Source organism: Streptomyces sp. NPDC056527 (assembly GCF_042794475.1).
Taxonomy (GTDB): domain Bacteria; phylum Actinomycetota; class Actinomycetes; order Streptomycetales; family Streptomycetaceae; genus Streptomyces.
Genome location: NZ_JBHTTQ010000016.1, coordinates 40648 through 54044, shown reverse-complemented (window position 1 = coordinate 54044; position 13397 = coordinate 40648). Strand labels below are relative to the sequence as shown.

The window sequence follows — 13397 nt, the reverse complement described above, 5'->3', positions numbered from 1 at the left end:
TCGATGGATGTCTATGTTGACGCTTATCGATGTCAGTGCCATGCTGGTGATGCGGGAGATCGATGAACGTCGAAACAAAGGGGACTCGTCATGAACGCCACCGCCACCGAGCAGCTGCCCGTCGTGGTCATCGGGGCCGGGCCTGCCGGGCTGGCCGCCGCCGCGCACCTCGTCGACCGGGGCCTTGAGGCGCTGGTCCTGGAGGCGGGGGCACAGGCGGGGGCGGCGGTGCGCGAGTGGTCGCACGTACGGCTCTTCTCCACCTGGGGCGAGCTCACCGACCCGGCCGCCGAGAAGCTCCTCGCGCCCACCGGCTGGGTGAAGCCGGACGCGGGCACCTACCCGACCGGCGGCGACTGGGCCCAGCAGTACCTGCAGCCGCTCGCCGACGTCCTCGGCGACCAGGTTCGTGTCGGTGCCAGGGTCACCGGCGTCTCCCGCGCGGGCCGCGACCGGCTCGTCGACTCCGACCGCGACGCCCAGCCCTTCACCGTGCACGTCGCCCACGCCGACGGCCGTGAGGAGCGGATCCTCGCCCGCGCCGTCATCGACGCCTCCGGCACCTGGGCCATCCCGAGCCCGGCCGGCGGTGACGGCCTCCCCGCGCTCGGCGAGCGAGCGGCGGCCGACCGGATCTCCTACCGCGTCCCGGACCTGAAGGACCCTGCCGTACGGGCCCGATACGCGGGCAAGCGCACCGCCGTCATCGGCTCCGGCGCCTCCGCGTTCACCGCCCTGGCCTCGCTAGCCGACCTCGCGAAGTCCGACGACGGCACCGGCACGCACGCCACCTGGATCCTGCGCCGGGGCATCTCCGGCTCCACCTTCGGCGGGGGCACCGCCGACCAGCTCCCCGCCCGCGGCGCACTCGGCCTCGCCGCGAAGGCCGCCGTCGACGAGGGCCACGCCGACGCCGTCACCGGCTTCCGCACGCAGGCGGTCGAGCGCGCCGGCGAGCAGCTCGTGCTGATCTCCGAGGACGGCCACCGCCTCGACCCGGTCGACGAGGTCATCGTCCTGACCGGCTTCCGGCCCGACCTGTCCTTCCTCGACGAGCTCCGCCTCGGCCACGACGAACGACTCCAGGCCCCGGTCGAACTGGCTCCGCTCATCGACCCCAACCAGCACTCCTGCGGCACCGTCTATCCGCACGGCGTCAACGAGCTCTCCCACCCGGAGGAGGGCGTCTACCTCGTCGGCATGAAGTCCTACGGCCGCGCGCCGACCTTCCTCGCCCTCACCGGCTACGAGCAGGTCCGGTCCGTCGTCGCGGCGATCGCCGGCGACCGCGAGTCCGCCGAGCGCGTCGAACTCGTCCTGCCCGAGACCGGTGTGTGCGGCGGCGCGGGCCTCTTCGACCAGCCGCAGACCGACGAGGCGGCCGGCGGCGGCGGCTGCTGCACCCCCTCTCCCGCGCTCATCCAGCTGGGTACCACCACGCCGGCACCCTCCTGCGGCTCGTGACCGACCTCGACACCCGTGCGAACGGGGCCGCGACCGGACCAGGGGACCGGTCGCGGCCCCGCGCCGTCCTGCCCGCGCTGTGCCTCACCCAGATCACGAGCTGGGGCATCGTCTACTACGCCTTCCCCGTCCTCAACCCGCAGATCACCGAGGACACCGGGTGGAGCGCGGGCTCGACCACCGCGGCGTTCTCCGCCGCCCTCGTCGTCTCCGCACTCGCCGGGATCTACGTCGGCCGCGTCCTGGACCACCGAGGCCCCCGCGTCGTCATGACGGTCGGTTCCGTCCTCGGCGTCCTGAGCCTGCTGCTCGTGGCCGCGGCCCCCAACCCCGCTGTCTTCGTTGCCGGGTGGCTGCTCGCCGGAACGGCGATGGCCGCCACCTTCTACCAGCCCGCCTTCGCCGCGCTCACCCGCTGGTGGGCCCCCGACCACGTCCGCGCGCTGACGATCGTCACCCTCGCCGGCGGCCTCGCCTCCACCGTCTTCGCACCCCTGACCGCGATCCTCGCCGACCACATGTCCTGGCGCGCCACCTACGTGGTGCTCGCGGGCATCCTCGCGGTCCTGACCGTCCCGGCCCACGCCCTCGCCCTGAAAGCGCCATGGCCACCAGCCCCCGAGGGCCCGTCACATGTCACCGTCGGCAGCGGGGGAGTGGTGCGCAGCCGCGCGTTCCTGATGCTGGCCGCCACCTTCACCCTGTCCGCGTTCACGATGTACGCCGTCGTCATCGGCCTCGTCCCCCTCCTCCTCGAACGCGGCTACACCACCTCCCAGGCCGCATGGGCCCTCGGCCTCGGCGGCGCTGGACAGACCCTCGGCCGCACCCTGTACGCGTCCCTGGCCCGACGCCTCGGTGTCACCGCCCGCACGGTCACGCTGATCGGGCTCGGAGGACTCACCACCGCGGCCCTCGCGACCGTGGCCGGCCCGTACGCGGTTCTCATCGCCGCATCCGTGCTCGCCGGGGTGGTCCGGGGCAACCTCACCCTCCTCCAGGCCACCTCCGTCACCGACCGCTGGGGTGGCGCGCACTACGGCCGGCTCTCCGGACTCCTCGGCGCACCCGCCCATGTGGCAGCCGCTCTGGCCCCCTTCGCGGGCGCAGTCCTGGCCGGTCCGCTCGGCGGCTACCCCGCACTGTTCGCCCTGCTCGCGGCGGTGTCACTCCTCGCCGCCGTCACCGCCCTGGGAACCCGCCCGCCCAAGGCCCCGACCGGTTGACCCAACTGAAGGGAGGGCGAGGGACTGTCAGTGGGGTCTGACAGGGTGCCCTCATGAGCGACCAACCATCGCCCGCGGCGGTGCGACTGAGGGAACTGCTGGGCGAGCCGCCGTGCTGGGGCTGGGCGCGGCCGCAGCTGTGGGAGGCGGCCGAGAGGCACCTCGGGGTGGCCGTGCCGACGGACTACAAGGCGTTCCTCGACCTGTACGGGCCGGGTTCCTTCGACCACCTCTTCTGGCTCGTCCGCCCGGTCGAGGGGACGCAGATCGAACTGGACCAGATCTGGCCGATGTCGGGTCGGCCGCACCTCGACGACCCCGAGCGCACCCCGTTCCCCTTCCATCCCCACCCCGGCGGTCTGATCCCGTGGGGCGGGGACGGGGAAGGCGCCACGTACTACTTCCTTCCCGAGGAGGAGGACCCCGACGAGTGGCGCGTGGTGGTCGAGACGGAGGAAGGGGAGTGGCACGAGGCCCCCGGCCCCTTCACCGAGTTCCTTCTGAGCTGCGTCGAAGGCCCGCACCGCCCACCCTTCCTGGGGCGCTACCGACCTGGCCCGACCCTGCGCTACCACCCGGAGCCCGAGGACGGCCCGAACCACCCCTGGTGAACACGCACGGGACGAAGCCGCTTGCGGTACACCAGCTCCGTCGTGATGGTGCCGTTGTGCCCAACAAGGCGGGTGATGACCTCGATTGGGGATCCATCGACTCGATCCTCCGGCGGGCGTGGCTGCGGTGGCGCTGGCACCCTCGCGTAGGGTGGCCGTCCTATTCGACGCACTGCGAAGAGGATCAGCCCATGCGCAGCGGCACCAGGATCCGCCTGATCGAGCCCACCGACGCCGCTCCGATAGCCGCGCATCGTGTGCGGGACGTCGAGGCCTTCCGGCCGTGGGAACCGGCCCAGCCGGCCGAATTCTTCACCCCGGAGGGCCAGGAGGAGCGGATCGACAGCCTGCTGGCCGGATACCGGGCCGGCTCGGTCTGGCCGGGCGTGGTGCTGGCCGACGACCAGGTGATCGGACAGGTCACCATCGGAGGCATCCTGCCGCAGCCGCACCTGCGCCGAGGCTCCGTCGGATACTGGATCGCCGGCGTCGCCCAGAATCAAGGGCACGCCGGGCGCGCCGTCGAGCTTGTACTCCGGGTGATGACGGACGAACTCGGGCTGCACCGCGCCGAGGCGTCCACCAATCTGGAGAATCTGCCGTCGCAGCGGGTGCTGCGCCGCAACGGGTTCAGCCCGTACGGCGTCGCGCACTCCTCGATCTTTCTCGACGGGAGCTGGCGGGACGGGCTGCTGTGGGAGCGGATCCTCGGCGACTGACCTCGCCGTTTCGGTTGAGCTGAGGCCGGCCGGCCAGGGGTGTCATGCCGATCGGAGATGACGACCGGCAGGACACCATTCTCGGGTCAGAAGTCAGGGGTCAGATGAAGGGCGCGGCCGCTCCGGCCACGCCGGTCCCGAGGCACCCGAGGGCGACGAGCCAGCCGAGGAGGTGCATCAGCACCACCTCGACAAGAGGGCGTCTGACGGCGTTGACCCTGGGTGAACGAGGGTCGTAGACGACGTCGATGTTCTGCGTTGAACGGTTGGCCGCAGGGTGGTGCGAGTACTGGTTGCCGCCGGCGTCGGTGTACGTGTAGTAGCCGAGCTTCCTGCCGTTCGCGTGGTAGGCCATGGATGCCCGCACGGTGATGCCGCGTCGGGCGAGCGTCACCCGGTTGAGCGTGCTGTTCAGGGCGGCGATGCTGCCGAGCAGGCCGAGGGCCAGCGGAATCCCCGCCACGAGTACAACTTGCCAGCTCCACCGCGAGTCCGGGACCGCGAAGCCCACCCAGACGACGTAGCCGATGTAGCCGAGCACGACGGCGAAGACCGCCACCCACAGCTGCCAGACCTTGTCGGACGGCTCGGTCTCCGTGGTGACCAGGGAGCTGCCCGCCGGGTCCCGCCCCTCGGGCAGGGCTTCATCAAGGACTTGGGAAGAGGCCATGCCCTGCTTGACCTTCGCCCCGGCCGATTGGTTGTACGGGAAAGGATCACGGGTACGTAGCTGCGTGGTGGTCCTTGTGGCGGTCCGGGACCGGTTGTGACGGGGAGTCATTGATCACCGTGGAACGCTCTCCCCGGGGGTGTCCTCTCGCTGAGCGCTGCAGCTGGCAATGTCAGGCCGTTTCGTTCGGGCCAGGCTTGGCGCTGTGGTGCTGCAGAGCCAGAAGGATCAGCAGCGAGAAGGCGGCGAATGCGGTGCCTGTGCGGGCGTAGTTGAAAGCCTCCCAGCGATCCAGGATCTCGGCGTGATCGCGGGGTGCCGAGGCGGCGGCGGCCCACTCCTTGATCCGGCCGTTGATGGGGACGTTGCCGAGCCGGGTTATCAGGAAGGATGCCAGTGTCAGCAGGCCCGCACCGCCGGCCAGCCACCGTGGGGTGCCGCGAGTCATCACGGCGAGCGTCGCGGCGCTCAGCGCGGACAGCCCCATGGCGCCCTGCATGGTGATGCCGTTCATCTCCATCAGCTGTGCATGGAAGGACAGTCGCATCTGGAGTGGCACGGCATCGAACGTGGGGACGAGGTTGGCCGCTCCGTAGCCGAACGCGCCTGCGAGGGCACCGGTGGACAGCAGGGCAAGACCTTTGACCGCGAGGATGCGCATAGGGACTCCTTCGTGGCTGCGCGTGGCGGGGGTGATGGAGGGCGTGAGCTGTTCAGCCCGTGGCGGGCCCTGGCCGGAGAAGTGGCTGAGCAGCAGTCGAGCTGCTGCTCTGCGCGGCTCCCCGTGCGGCGGGGGTGGGCGGGTGAACCGATACGCGCCGAGGTGGTGTCAGGCGGGCTGCGGGGTGGGCGTTGCCGTGGTGGCCGCGACGTCGCGGGTCTCGCGCATGATCAGCAGGCCGTTGACCACCATCAGTGTCGCGGTCAGGCCGTGGACGCCGAGCGCGGTGGCCACGGAGCCGTGGTGGGCCAGCACGTTGGTCATGTCGCCGTACGCGGCGAGTGCCTCCACCAGCAGCACCCAGCCCAGCGCCCGGCGATGGCCCGTCACCAGCAGGATGCCCAGGACCAGGGCCAGGACGACGTCGCGGATTCCCTTGATGACCAGGAAGCCGTCGCCGTCGCCGGACGGCCAGCTCGGCAGGCCGTAGCCCGGCGCCGTCGTCTCCGGGCTCAGGATGTACTCCGTCCCGAACCAGAGGATGAAGAGGATGAAGACGGCGGCCAGGACGGTGTTGATCTTCTTCAGCGACATTGCTCTTCTCCATGCGAGTCGTCGTCGGCTTGGTAAGGCCGTCGATGCAGTCGATGTACAGGGGTGAACCGGTGCGGTCGGGGCGGCGGTGGGGTCAGACGAGGGCGGCGACCAGCAGGGTGAACGCGGCGACGATGACGGCGACTCGGACGTAGTGGTAGCGGTTCCAGCGCTGCAGCTGCTCCTTCCAGTCGGCGGGCCGGTTCTCGGGGGTCCAGGTCTTGTTCCGGTTGTTGATCGGGACGAGCAGCAGGATCGACATGACCACGCTGAGGATCAGTAGTCCGGCGGCGGTGACGACGAGTCCGGCGCCGTGGTGCTGCCATCCGGCGACGGCCCAGATCGCGATGAGGACGAGCGAGCCGATGTACCAGAACGGCATCAGGGCGCCGAGCATCCGGCCGCCGTGGGCGTGGCCGAGCTGGCCGCTGTCCTCGGGAAGCGCGTCCAGGATGCGGCTCATGATGAAGGCGACGGAGAACTCCACCCCCACCATCAAGCCGACGACGACGGTGGTGACGACCTGGAGTGTGTCGAGCATGACGATCCCTTCGATCTAGCGTTGCTAGCTGATGGGTCAACGCTAGCGCTGCTCACGCTCGATTGTCTAGCGGTGCTAGGATCGATTCATGTCAGTAAGGGAACGCAAGGAGCGCGAACGGGCGGAGCGCGAGCGACTCATCGTGGCGACAGCCCGCGAACTCGCCGAGCAGCATGGCTGGGACGCGGTCACCACCCGCCGCCTCGCCGAGCGCATCGAGTACAGCCAGCCCGTCCTCTACAGCCACTTCCGCGGCAAGCGCGAGATCATCGGCGCCGTCGCCCTGGAGGGCGCCACCGAGATGGCCGTGGCGCTGCGGGCCGCGACCTCCGCCGCGGTCGGTCCGCGCGAGCGGGCCGCCGCCCTCGCCCGCGCCTACCTCGACTTCGCCGCACGCAACCCGGCGGTCTACGACGCCCTGTTCCAGCTCGACGGCGGCCTGGCGTACGCGCAGGAGGACACCCCCGAGCCGCTGAAGGACGCCTTCGCCGCCCTGCTCGAATCCCTCACCGAGGTCGCCGGCGACGGCGTCCACCCGGGTCTGTTCACCGAGGTGTTCTGGGCCGGCCTGCACGGCCTGGCCACCCTGACCCGGGCGGGACGGCTGCCACCGGAGTACATCGAGCCGAGGGTGGAGCTACTGGTGGACCGGCTCGCCATGGTCTGACACACCACCCCGACGAGCACGCAGCCGGGCCCCTCGGGCCCTGTTGCCTGTCCGGTGAGGGAGCCGGACGGGGAGCCACCGACGGCGACATCTGACGGACGTGCGCGAACTCCGGCGGGCGTCGTGGCCCCCCCGGAGCAGGGACGACCGGTCTCCTGATCGAGGCCTCATGACGCCCCATTACCTCCCACGTAATCGACCCGCGTCGACCACGGCGGCATCGTGGTGTTCGCCGGGACTCGGGCGGCGCACTCCGGCCGAGTTCCGGGTCCACGCCCCTAGACACATGCCCACGGAGGGTGATCCGTCATGTCCCAGGCCCTGCTCGCCGGTCTCTCCCGCACCACCCAGCCGCAGTCGATGGTGCGCCGGTTCCTCGCCCTCGACGCCGTCGTCACCGGTGGCAACGGCCTCGCCTACCTCGCCGCGTCCGGGCCGCTGAGCGGGCTGCTCGGCGTCGACTCCGGTCTGCTGCTCGAACTCGGCCTCCTCCTCACCCTGTACGCGGCGGGCGTCGCCTGGCTCGCGAGCCGCCCGCAGCCGCCCGCCCTCGGCGTCAGGCTCGTGATCGACATCAACGCGATCTGGACCGCGCTCAGCGTCGTCGCCCTCGTCGCCTGGCTGGAGCCCACCACCGCCGGCCTGGTGTGGATCCCGATGCAGGCCGCCGTCGTCGCCGGGTTCGCGGGGCTCCAGTGGTCGGCCCTGCGCGCCACTACCCCCTGAGCGACCGCAGATACGCGACGGTCTCCGGGTCGGCCGGGAGCAGCGTCTCGATGGCCAGCTCGGCGACCGTCACGTCCATCGGGGTGTTGAACGTCGAGATGGACGACACGAACGACAGCACCCGCCCGTCGTGTTCGATCCGCAGCGGCAGCGCGAAGTACGGATACGACTCCGGGTCCTCGCGGTCGTCGGGGTCCGAGGTGCCCTCCGGCAGCGGGTACGCCGCCACCTCCTCGTAGAGCCTCCGCAGCGGCTCCGAGCGGGACAGTGCGATCTGCCGCTCCATCTGGGCCAGCAGATGCCCCCGCCACTCCCGCAGGTTCCTGATCCGCGGCGCGAGGCCCTCCGGATGCAGCGTGATCCGCATCGCGTTCAGCGGCGGGGTGAGCAGGTGCTCCGCCACGCCGGACAGCAGCACGCCGATGCTCTCGTTCGCCGCCACCACGGTGTACGCGCCGTCCACGACCAGCGCCGGATACGGGTCGTACCCGTGCAGCAGCTGCTCGATGCCCTCCCGCAGGGTGTCCAGCCGCGGGTCGTCGAGCGTCGACTCCTGGTACCGCGGGGCGTACCCGGCCGCGAGCAGCAGCGCGTTGCGCTCCCGTACCGGCACGTCCAGGTGCTCGGCGAGGCGCAGGATCATCTCCTCGCTCGGCCGGGCGCGGCCCGTCTCGACGAAGGAGATGTGCCGGGCCGAGGAATCCGCCCGCAGCGCCAGCTCCAACTGGCTCAGCCGCCGCTGCTCGCGCCAGCCGCGCAGCAGCGGCCCCACTCCCCGGTCGCTCGCGACTGTTGTCATGCCCCGACGGTATCCCAGGTGTCGACCCGGGTATCGAGACCCCGGGACCGTATCGTCACGGTCAGCAACCCCGACCGGAGGGAGTACGGACATGCCCACAGAGCCGCTGTCGCAGAAGGAGATCGAGGACCGCCTGCGAGAGCTCCCCGGCTGGTCCCTGACGGAGGACCGGATCACCCGCACCTACCGTCTCGGCGACCACTTCGCGGCCACGGCGATGGTCGTCCACGTGGCGCAGATCCAGCAGGAGCTCGACCACCACTCCGATCTGACGCTCGGTTACAACACCGTCGCCGTGTCGGTGAACACCCACTCGGCCGGACCCGCGGTCACGGAGAAGGACTTCGAGCTGGCCGAGCGGGTCGAGGCCATCGCCCCCGAGCACGGGGCCAGTTGACCTTCACACACTAGGCTCTGCCCCATGGGGCAGACCTTGCTGGACTACGACACCGAGGCGGACCGCTACGACGAGACGCGCGGCGGCGGACGCCGTCCTGCGTCTGGTCCCGCCCGGCGCCCGTACTCTTCTCGACCTCGCCTGCGGCACCGGCCTCGTCACCGAGCGGCTCACCCGCCCGGGCCTGTGCGTGTACGGCGCCGATGCCGCGCCCGGCATGGTCAGCAGGGCCGGCCGGCGGGTACCGGGCGGGGTCGTCCTCGCCGACGCCCGGCGTCTGCCCCTCCCCGATGCCTCGGTCGACGCGGTGAGCGCCGTCTGGCTGCTGCACCTCGTCCCGTTCTCGGACGCGATCGTCGCCGAGGCCGCCCGTGTCCTGCGGCCCGGAGGCGTCCTGATCGCCACGGTCGACAAGGACGCCGCCCACGACGTCGGCAGCGACATCGACGCCGTCCTCGCCCCGCACCGCTCGTACGAGAAGAGCTCCGACCGAGCCGACCGGATCGCGGCGCATGCCGCCGCGCTCGGTCTCGAACCGGCCGGCGCCACCCGCTTCACCGGCCACGACCAGGGCAACACCCCGCGCGCCACCATCGAGAAGCTGCGCCGCGGCTACTTCGCCTCGTGGTTCGGCGGCTCCCCGGAGACGACGCCCGCGCTCGTCGCCGAACTCGCCGCGCTGCCGGATCAGGACCGCCCCCGTGACGATCCCGAATACCGGCTGGTGTCCTACCGGCGGCCCGTCAGGCGCGACTGACTCCATCACCCGGTTCGTCACCCACGGCCCTGCGTCGAGCGCGAACGCCTGCTCCCGACGGGCGGTGGAGGACGAGATGCCGGACCAGCGGAAGGACCGTCGCCCGCATGGCGGCCCGCTACCGAGCTACGCCCCCGGCGCCCATGCCTCCGCAGCGAAGGCGGTGAAGTCGCGCGGCTCGCGGCCCAGGACCCGCTTCACCCCGTCCGTCACCGACGCGTTGTGGCCGTCGAGCAGCATCGAGAACAGCGCCGAGAGCCATCGCGCGTCCGGCTCGGGCAGCCCGAACTGCTGCAGCAGGGAAGCGTATTCGTCCTCGCTCATCGGGACGTACGTGACCTCACGGCCCGAGGCGCGGGAGACCTCCGCCGCCACCTCCGCGAAGGTCAGCAGCCGCGGACCGGTGACCTCGTGGACCACACCCGCGTGGCCGTCACCGTCCAGGGTCTCGACGATCACCTCCGCCAGATCGTCGGCGTGGATGAACGGCTCGGCCGTGTCGCCCGCGGGGAACGCGATGGTGCCCGCCGCGACGCCCTCCGCCATCGCGCCCTCGTTGAAGTTCTGCGCGAAGAACGAGGCCCGTACGACGGTCAGTTCGGCCCCCGAAGCGCGCAGCGCCTCCTCCGCCTGGACCGCCTCCGGCTCGCCGCGCCCGGACAGCAGCGTCAGCCGCCGCACCCCGTTCGCCACGGCCAGTTCGCCGAGGGTCCGCATCGCCTCCACCGCGCCCGGCGCGGCGAGGTCCGGGTAGTAGTTGACGTACGCGGCGTCCGCGCCCCGCAACGCCGGGGCCCAGGTGCTCACATCCTCCCAGTCGAAGCGGGTCGTACCGGAGCGCGAGCCCGCCCGCACGGTCGCGCCGCGGGCCGCGAGCAGCTCCGCCACCCGCCGGCCCGTCTTGCCGGTCGCGCTCGTCACCAGAACCGTCTGCGTGTCGTTCGTGTTCGTCGTCATGTCCTCAAGACTCGCGTGCCCGCCGCCCACTTCCCATGCTCCACAGGCTCACTCCCATACGCCTCCGTCTACGCTTGGCGTTCATGGACGCTCTCGCCGGACTCCTCGACGGACCTCGGGCCAAAGGGGCCTTCCTGCTCCGGATGATCATGGAGCCGCCGTGGTCGGTACGGATCGAGGACCGCGCGCCGCTCTGTCTGATGTGCGTCACCGAGGGCGAGGCGTGGATCGTCCCCGCGCGGAGCGAACCCGTCCTGCTGCGGCCCGGCGACCTCGCCATCGCCCGCGGCCCCGAGCCGTACATCGTCGCCGACGCCCCGGACGCCCCGCCGCGGGCGGTGATCGGCCCCGGCGGCGTCTGCACCACCCTGAGCGGCGAGCCGCTCGCCGAAGCCATGCACCTCGGCGTGCGGAGCTGGGGCAACGCCCTCGACGGCTCCACCACCGTGCTCGTCGGCACCTACCAGATGGACGGCGAGGTCAGCCGACGGCTGCTCGACGCGCTGCCGGAGCTGCTGCACCTGCCCGCAGACGTGTGGAACTGCCCCCTCATGCCCTTCCTCGACGAGGAGATCTCCCGTGACGAACCCGGCCAGAGCGTCGTCCTCGACCGGGTTCTCGACCTGCTCCTGATCGCCGCGGTCCGGGCCTGGTTCTCCCGGCCGGGAGCGCAGGCCCCGGCCTGGTACCGCGCCATGGCGGACCCCGTCGTCGGCCCGGCGCTGCGACTCCTCCAGAACGATCCGGCCCACCCCTGGACCGTCGCCTCGCTGGCGGCCAAGGCCGGCGCGTCGCGGGCCGGACTCGCACGGCGGTTCGCCGAGCTCGTCGGCGAGCCGCCGATGACGTACCTCACCGGCTGGCGCCTGGCGCTCGCGGCCGACCTGCTCCGGGAGACGGACGCCACCATCGAGTCCGTGGCCCGTCAGGTGGGCTACAGCAGCGCGTTCGCGCTCAGCGCCTCCTTCAAGCGGGTACGGGGCGTGAGTCCGCAGGAGTACCGGCGGCAGGAGTGAGTCTGTTGCCGGAACGGCAACTTCTCTCGCGTTTCCCGAGACCTGGTCGCAGGCTTGCACCATGACTCACGACCACAACAGCACGCACCTCGACTGGGCCGCCATGGCGCCGCTCATGGAGCGCCAGGCCGAACTCCACAGCCCCCTCTACACCCGGGCCGCCGCGTGGCTCGGCGAGCTGGTCCCGGCCGTCGGCATTCGCCGGATCCTCGACGTCGGCAGCGGCCCCGGTGTCGTGTCCACCCTGCTCGCAGAGGCGTTCCCGGCCGCCGAAGTGGTCGCCGTGGACGTGACCCCGGAGCTTCTGGAGCGCGCCCGTGGCCGCGCCGAGGCCCGCGGCCTGGCCGGCCGGGTGACGACCCTCCACGCCGAACTGCCGGAGGACTTCGACTCCTTGGGCGACGCCGACCTCATCTGGGCCGGCAACTCCACCCACCACATCGGCGACCAGCGGGCCGCCCTCGACGCCTTCGCCGGTCTGCTGCGGCCCGGCGGTCTGATCGCCCTCGTCGAGGGCGGGCTCTACGCCCGTCATCTGCCGGCGAACGTCGGCTTCGGCCGGTCCGGCCTGGAGACCAGGATCGAGGCCGCGCACGCCGACTGGTTCGCCGAGATGCGGGCCGAACTGCCCGACAGCAAGGACGAGCCCGACGACTGGCGGGCGCTGCTCGGTGCCGCCGGCCTCACCCCCAGCGGCACCCGCTCGTTCCTCACCGACGTCCCGGCCCCCGTGCCCGCCGTCGTACGCGAACAGATCGTCGCCCACTTCACGCGCCTGCAGCACCCGCTCGGCGAGCGGGTCGACGCCGAGGACCGCGCGAGCCTCGCCCGGCTGCTCGACCCGGCGGACCCGCTCTCCCTGCACCGGCGCACGGACCTCTTCCACCTGTCCGCCTCGACCGTCCACACCGCCCGCAAGGGCTGAGCGGCACCCTGAGGGTCAGGACACCGGCTCCAGCCGCCACCACTGGGACGGCGAGTCGGTGTCCTCCCACTGCCGGACGTTGGCGCCGTCGTCCGTCGAACCGTCCTCGACCTCGAGCAGCAGTCCGCTGATGAAGCTCACCAGCGCGACCGTCCCGGGCGACTGGAGGTCCTGCTCGATGATCCACTCCTGCGCGCCGAAGTTGTTCGCCTTCCACTGCTGGATGTTGGCGCCGTTCTCCGTCGAGGCGTTCGCCACGTCGAGCCGCTTGCCGCCCGCCGCATTGACCAGGTGGTAGAGGCCGCCGCCGTTCGGGACGGCCGTGATGTGCCAGTGCTGGCCGGGCGAACCGTTCTCCTTGCCCTGCTGGACGTTCGCGCCGCTGCGGGTGGAGCCCTGGTACACCTCCAGGAGCAGCCCGCTGGCCACGTTCCGTACCCGGTAGAGACCCTCTTCGACCGGGGCGGGCGAACCGCTCACTGTCCGTACTCCTTGCTCGTGGCCGACCACCGGGGCGGTCGACCACCGGGGCATGGGAGAGGGCCGGCCCGATACCGGGCCGGCCCCCCCCCCGCGCAGGCGCCCACGGTGTACACCGCCCGGTTGGGGCCCCGACGCCCGGGATCGGCGAGGACGGCGGGAGCCCCCCAGGCCACGGAGGCCCCCA

17 protein-coding genes are annotated in these 13397 nt (G+C 71.6%); 10 read left to right on the top strand and 7 right to left on the bottom strand.

What is annotated here, in order from left to right; genetic code table 11:
• Positions 1-90: 90 nt before the first annotated feature.
• The 4 genes from ACFQ7Q_RS11865 to ACFQ7Q_RS11850 all read left to right on the top strand — a co-directional run bounded on the left by ACFQ7Q_RS11865 (position 91) and on the right by ACFQ7Q_RS11850 (position 4020).
• A complete protein-coding gene (locus ACFQ7Q_RS11865) occupies positions 91-1464 on the top strand; it encodes an NAD(P)-binding domain-containing protein (RefSeq protein ID WP_383552778.1) in 1374 nt (457 codons plus the stop codon).
• Complete coding sequence (locus tag ACFQ7Q_RS11860; RefSeq protein WP_383552775.1) at positions 1461-2690, top strand: MFS transporter; 1230 nt, start codon at positions 1461-1463, stop codon at positions 2688-2690. Before ACFQ7Q_RS11865 ends, ACFQ7Q_RS11860 begins: the two co-directional genes overlap by 4 nt.
• A 53-nt stretch (positions 2691-2743) precedes the next feature.
• Entirely contained in the window at positions 2744-3301 is a 558-nt protein-coding gene (locus ACFQ7Q_RS11855; RefSeq protein WP_383552772.1) for an SMI1/KNR4 family protein, read from the top strand.
• Positions 3302-3492: 191 nt separating this feature from the next.
• Complete coding sequence (locus tag ACFQ7Q_RS11850; RefSeq protein ID WP_383552769.1) at positions 3493-4020, top strand: GNAT family N-acetyltransferase; 528 nt, start codon at positions 3493-3495, stop codon at positions 4018-4020.
• Positions 4021-4120: 100 nt separating this feature from the next.
• On the opposite strand, the gene ACFQ7Q_RS11845 is transcribed toward ACFQ7Q_RS11850, so the two are convergent.
• From ACFQ7Q_RS11845 to ACFQ7Q_RS11830, 4 genes are all read right to left on the bottom strand, one after another.
• Positions 4121-4690 (bottom strand): hypothetical protein, encoded by a 570-nt coding sequence (locus ACFQ7Q_RS11845; RefSeq protein ID WP_383552767.1) that lies wholly within the window; start codon positions 4688-4690, stop codon positions 4121-4123.
• Between the two features lie 172 nt (positions 4691-4862).
• The gene (locus ACFQ7Q_RS11840) at positions 4863-5351 is read right to left on the bottom strand and encodes an anthrone oxygenase family protein (protein WP_383552763.1); all 489 of its coding nucleotides are present in this window, start codon (positions 5349-5351) and stop codon (positions 4863-4865) included.
• A 168-nt stretch (positions 5352-5519) separates the two neighbouring features.
• A complete protein-coding gene (locus tag ACFQ7Q_RS11835; protein ID WP_383552761.1) occupies positions 5520-5945 on the bottom strand; it encodes a DUF4267 domain-containing protein in 426 nt (141 codons plus the stop codon).
• Between the two features lie 94 nt (positions 5946-6039).
• Positions 6040-6486, bottom strand: a complete 447-nt coding sequence (locus ACFQ7Q_RS11830) for an anthrone oxygenase family protein (protein ID WP_383552758.1) — start codon at positions 6484-6486, stop codon at positions 6040-6042.
• A gap of 88 nt (positions 6487-6574) precedes the next feature.
• Between ACFQ7Q_RS11830 and ACFQ7Q_RS11825 the strand changes: the two genes are divergently transcribed.
• Both ACFQ7Q_RS11825 and ACFQ7Q_RS11820 read left to right on the top strand, forming a co-directional pair.
• Complete coding sequence (locus ACFQ7Q_RS11825; protein WP_383552755.1) at positions 6575-7153, top strand: TetR/AcrR family transcriptional regulator; 579 nt, start codon at positions 6575-6577, stop codon at positions 7151-7153.
• 309 nt (positions 7154-7462) lie between these two features.
• The gene (locus ACFQ7Q_RS11820) at positions 7463-7879 is read left to right on the top strand and encodes a hypothetical protein (protein ID WP_383552753.1); all 417 of its coding nucleotides are present in this window, start codon (positions 7463-7465) and stop codon (positions 7877-7879) included.
• Here ACFQ7Q_RS11820 and ACFQ7Q_RS11815 read toward each other — a convergent pair.
• Positions 7869-8678 (bottom strand): helix-turn-helix domain-containing protein, encoded by an 810-nt coding sequence (locus ACFQ7Q_RS11815; RefSeq protein ID WP_383552750.1) that lies wholly within the window; start codon positions 8676-8678, stop codon positions 7869-7871. The genes ACFQ7Q_RS11820 and ACFQ7Q_RS11815 overlap by 11 nt on opposite strands.
• Before the next feature lie 91 nt (positions 8679-8769).
• Here ACFQ7Q_RS11815 and ACFQ7Q_RS11810 point away from each other — a divergent pair, with 91 nt between their 5' ends.
• Complete coding sequence (locus ACFQ7Q_RS11810) at positions 8770-9075, top strand: 4a-hydroxytetrahydrobiopterin dehydratase (protein ID WP_383552748.1); 306 nt, start codon at positions 8770-8772, stop codon at positions 9073-9075.
• A 97-nt stretch (positions 9076-9172) separates the two neighbouring features.
• Positions 9173-9832, top strand: coding sequence for a class I SAM-dependent methyltransferase (locus ACFQ7Q_RS11805; protein ID WP_383552897.1), 660 nt, complete (start codon positions 9173-9175; stop codon positions 9830-9832).
• A gap of 126 nt (positions 9833-9958) precedes the next feature.
• On the opposite strand, the gene ACFQ7Q_RS11800 is transcribed toward ACFQ7Q_RS11805, so the two are convergent.
• The gene (locus ACFQ7Q_RS11800) at positions 9959-10789 is read right to left on the bottom strand and encodes an NmrA family NAD(P)-binding protein (protein ID WP_383552745.1); all 831 of its coding nucleotides are present in this window, start codon (positions 10787-10789) and stop codon (positions 9959-9961) included.
• A gap of 83 nt (positions 10790-10872) precedes the next feature.
• Here ACFQ7Q_RS11800 and ACFQ7Q_RS11795 point away from each other — a divergent pair, with 83 nt between their 5' ends.
• A complete protein-coding gene (locus ACFQ7Q_RS11795; protein WP_383552742.1) occupies positions 10873-11805 on the top strand; it encodes a cupin domain-containing protein in 933 nt (310 codons plus the stop codon).
• A 61-nt stretch (positions 11806-11866) separates the two neighbouring features.
• Positions 11867-12730: a class I SAM-dependent methyltransferase gene (locus ACFQ7Q_RS11790; protein WP_383552739.1), complete on the top strand. Its 864-nt coding sequence runs from the start codon at positions 11867-11869 to the stop codon at positions 12728-12730.
• A 15-nt stretch (positions 12731-12745) separates the two neighbouring features.
• On the opposite strand, the gene ACFQ7Q_RS11785 is transcribed toward ACFQ7Q_RS11790, so the two are convergent.
• The gene (locus ACFQ7Q_RS11785; RefSeq protein ID WP_383552737.1) at positions 12746-13210 is read right to left on the bottom strand and encodes an RICIN domain-containing protein; all 465 of its coding nucleotides are present in this window, start codon (positions 13208-13210) and stop codon (positions 12746-12748) included.
• Between the last annotated feature and the right edge of the window lie 187 nt (positions 13211-13397).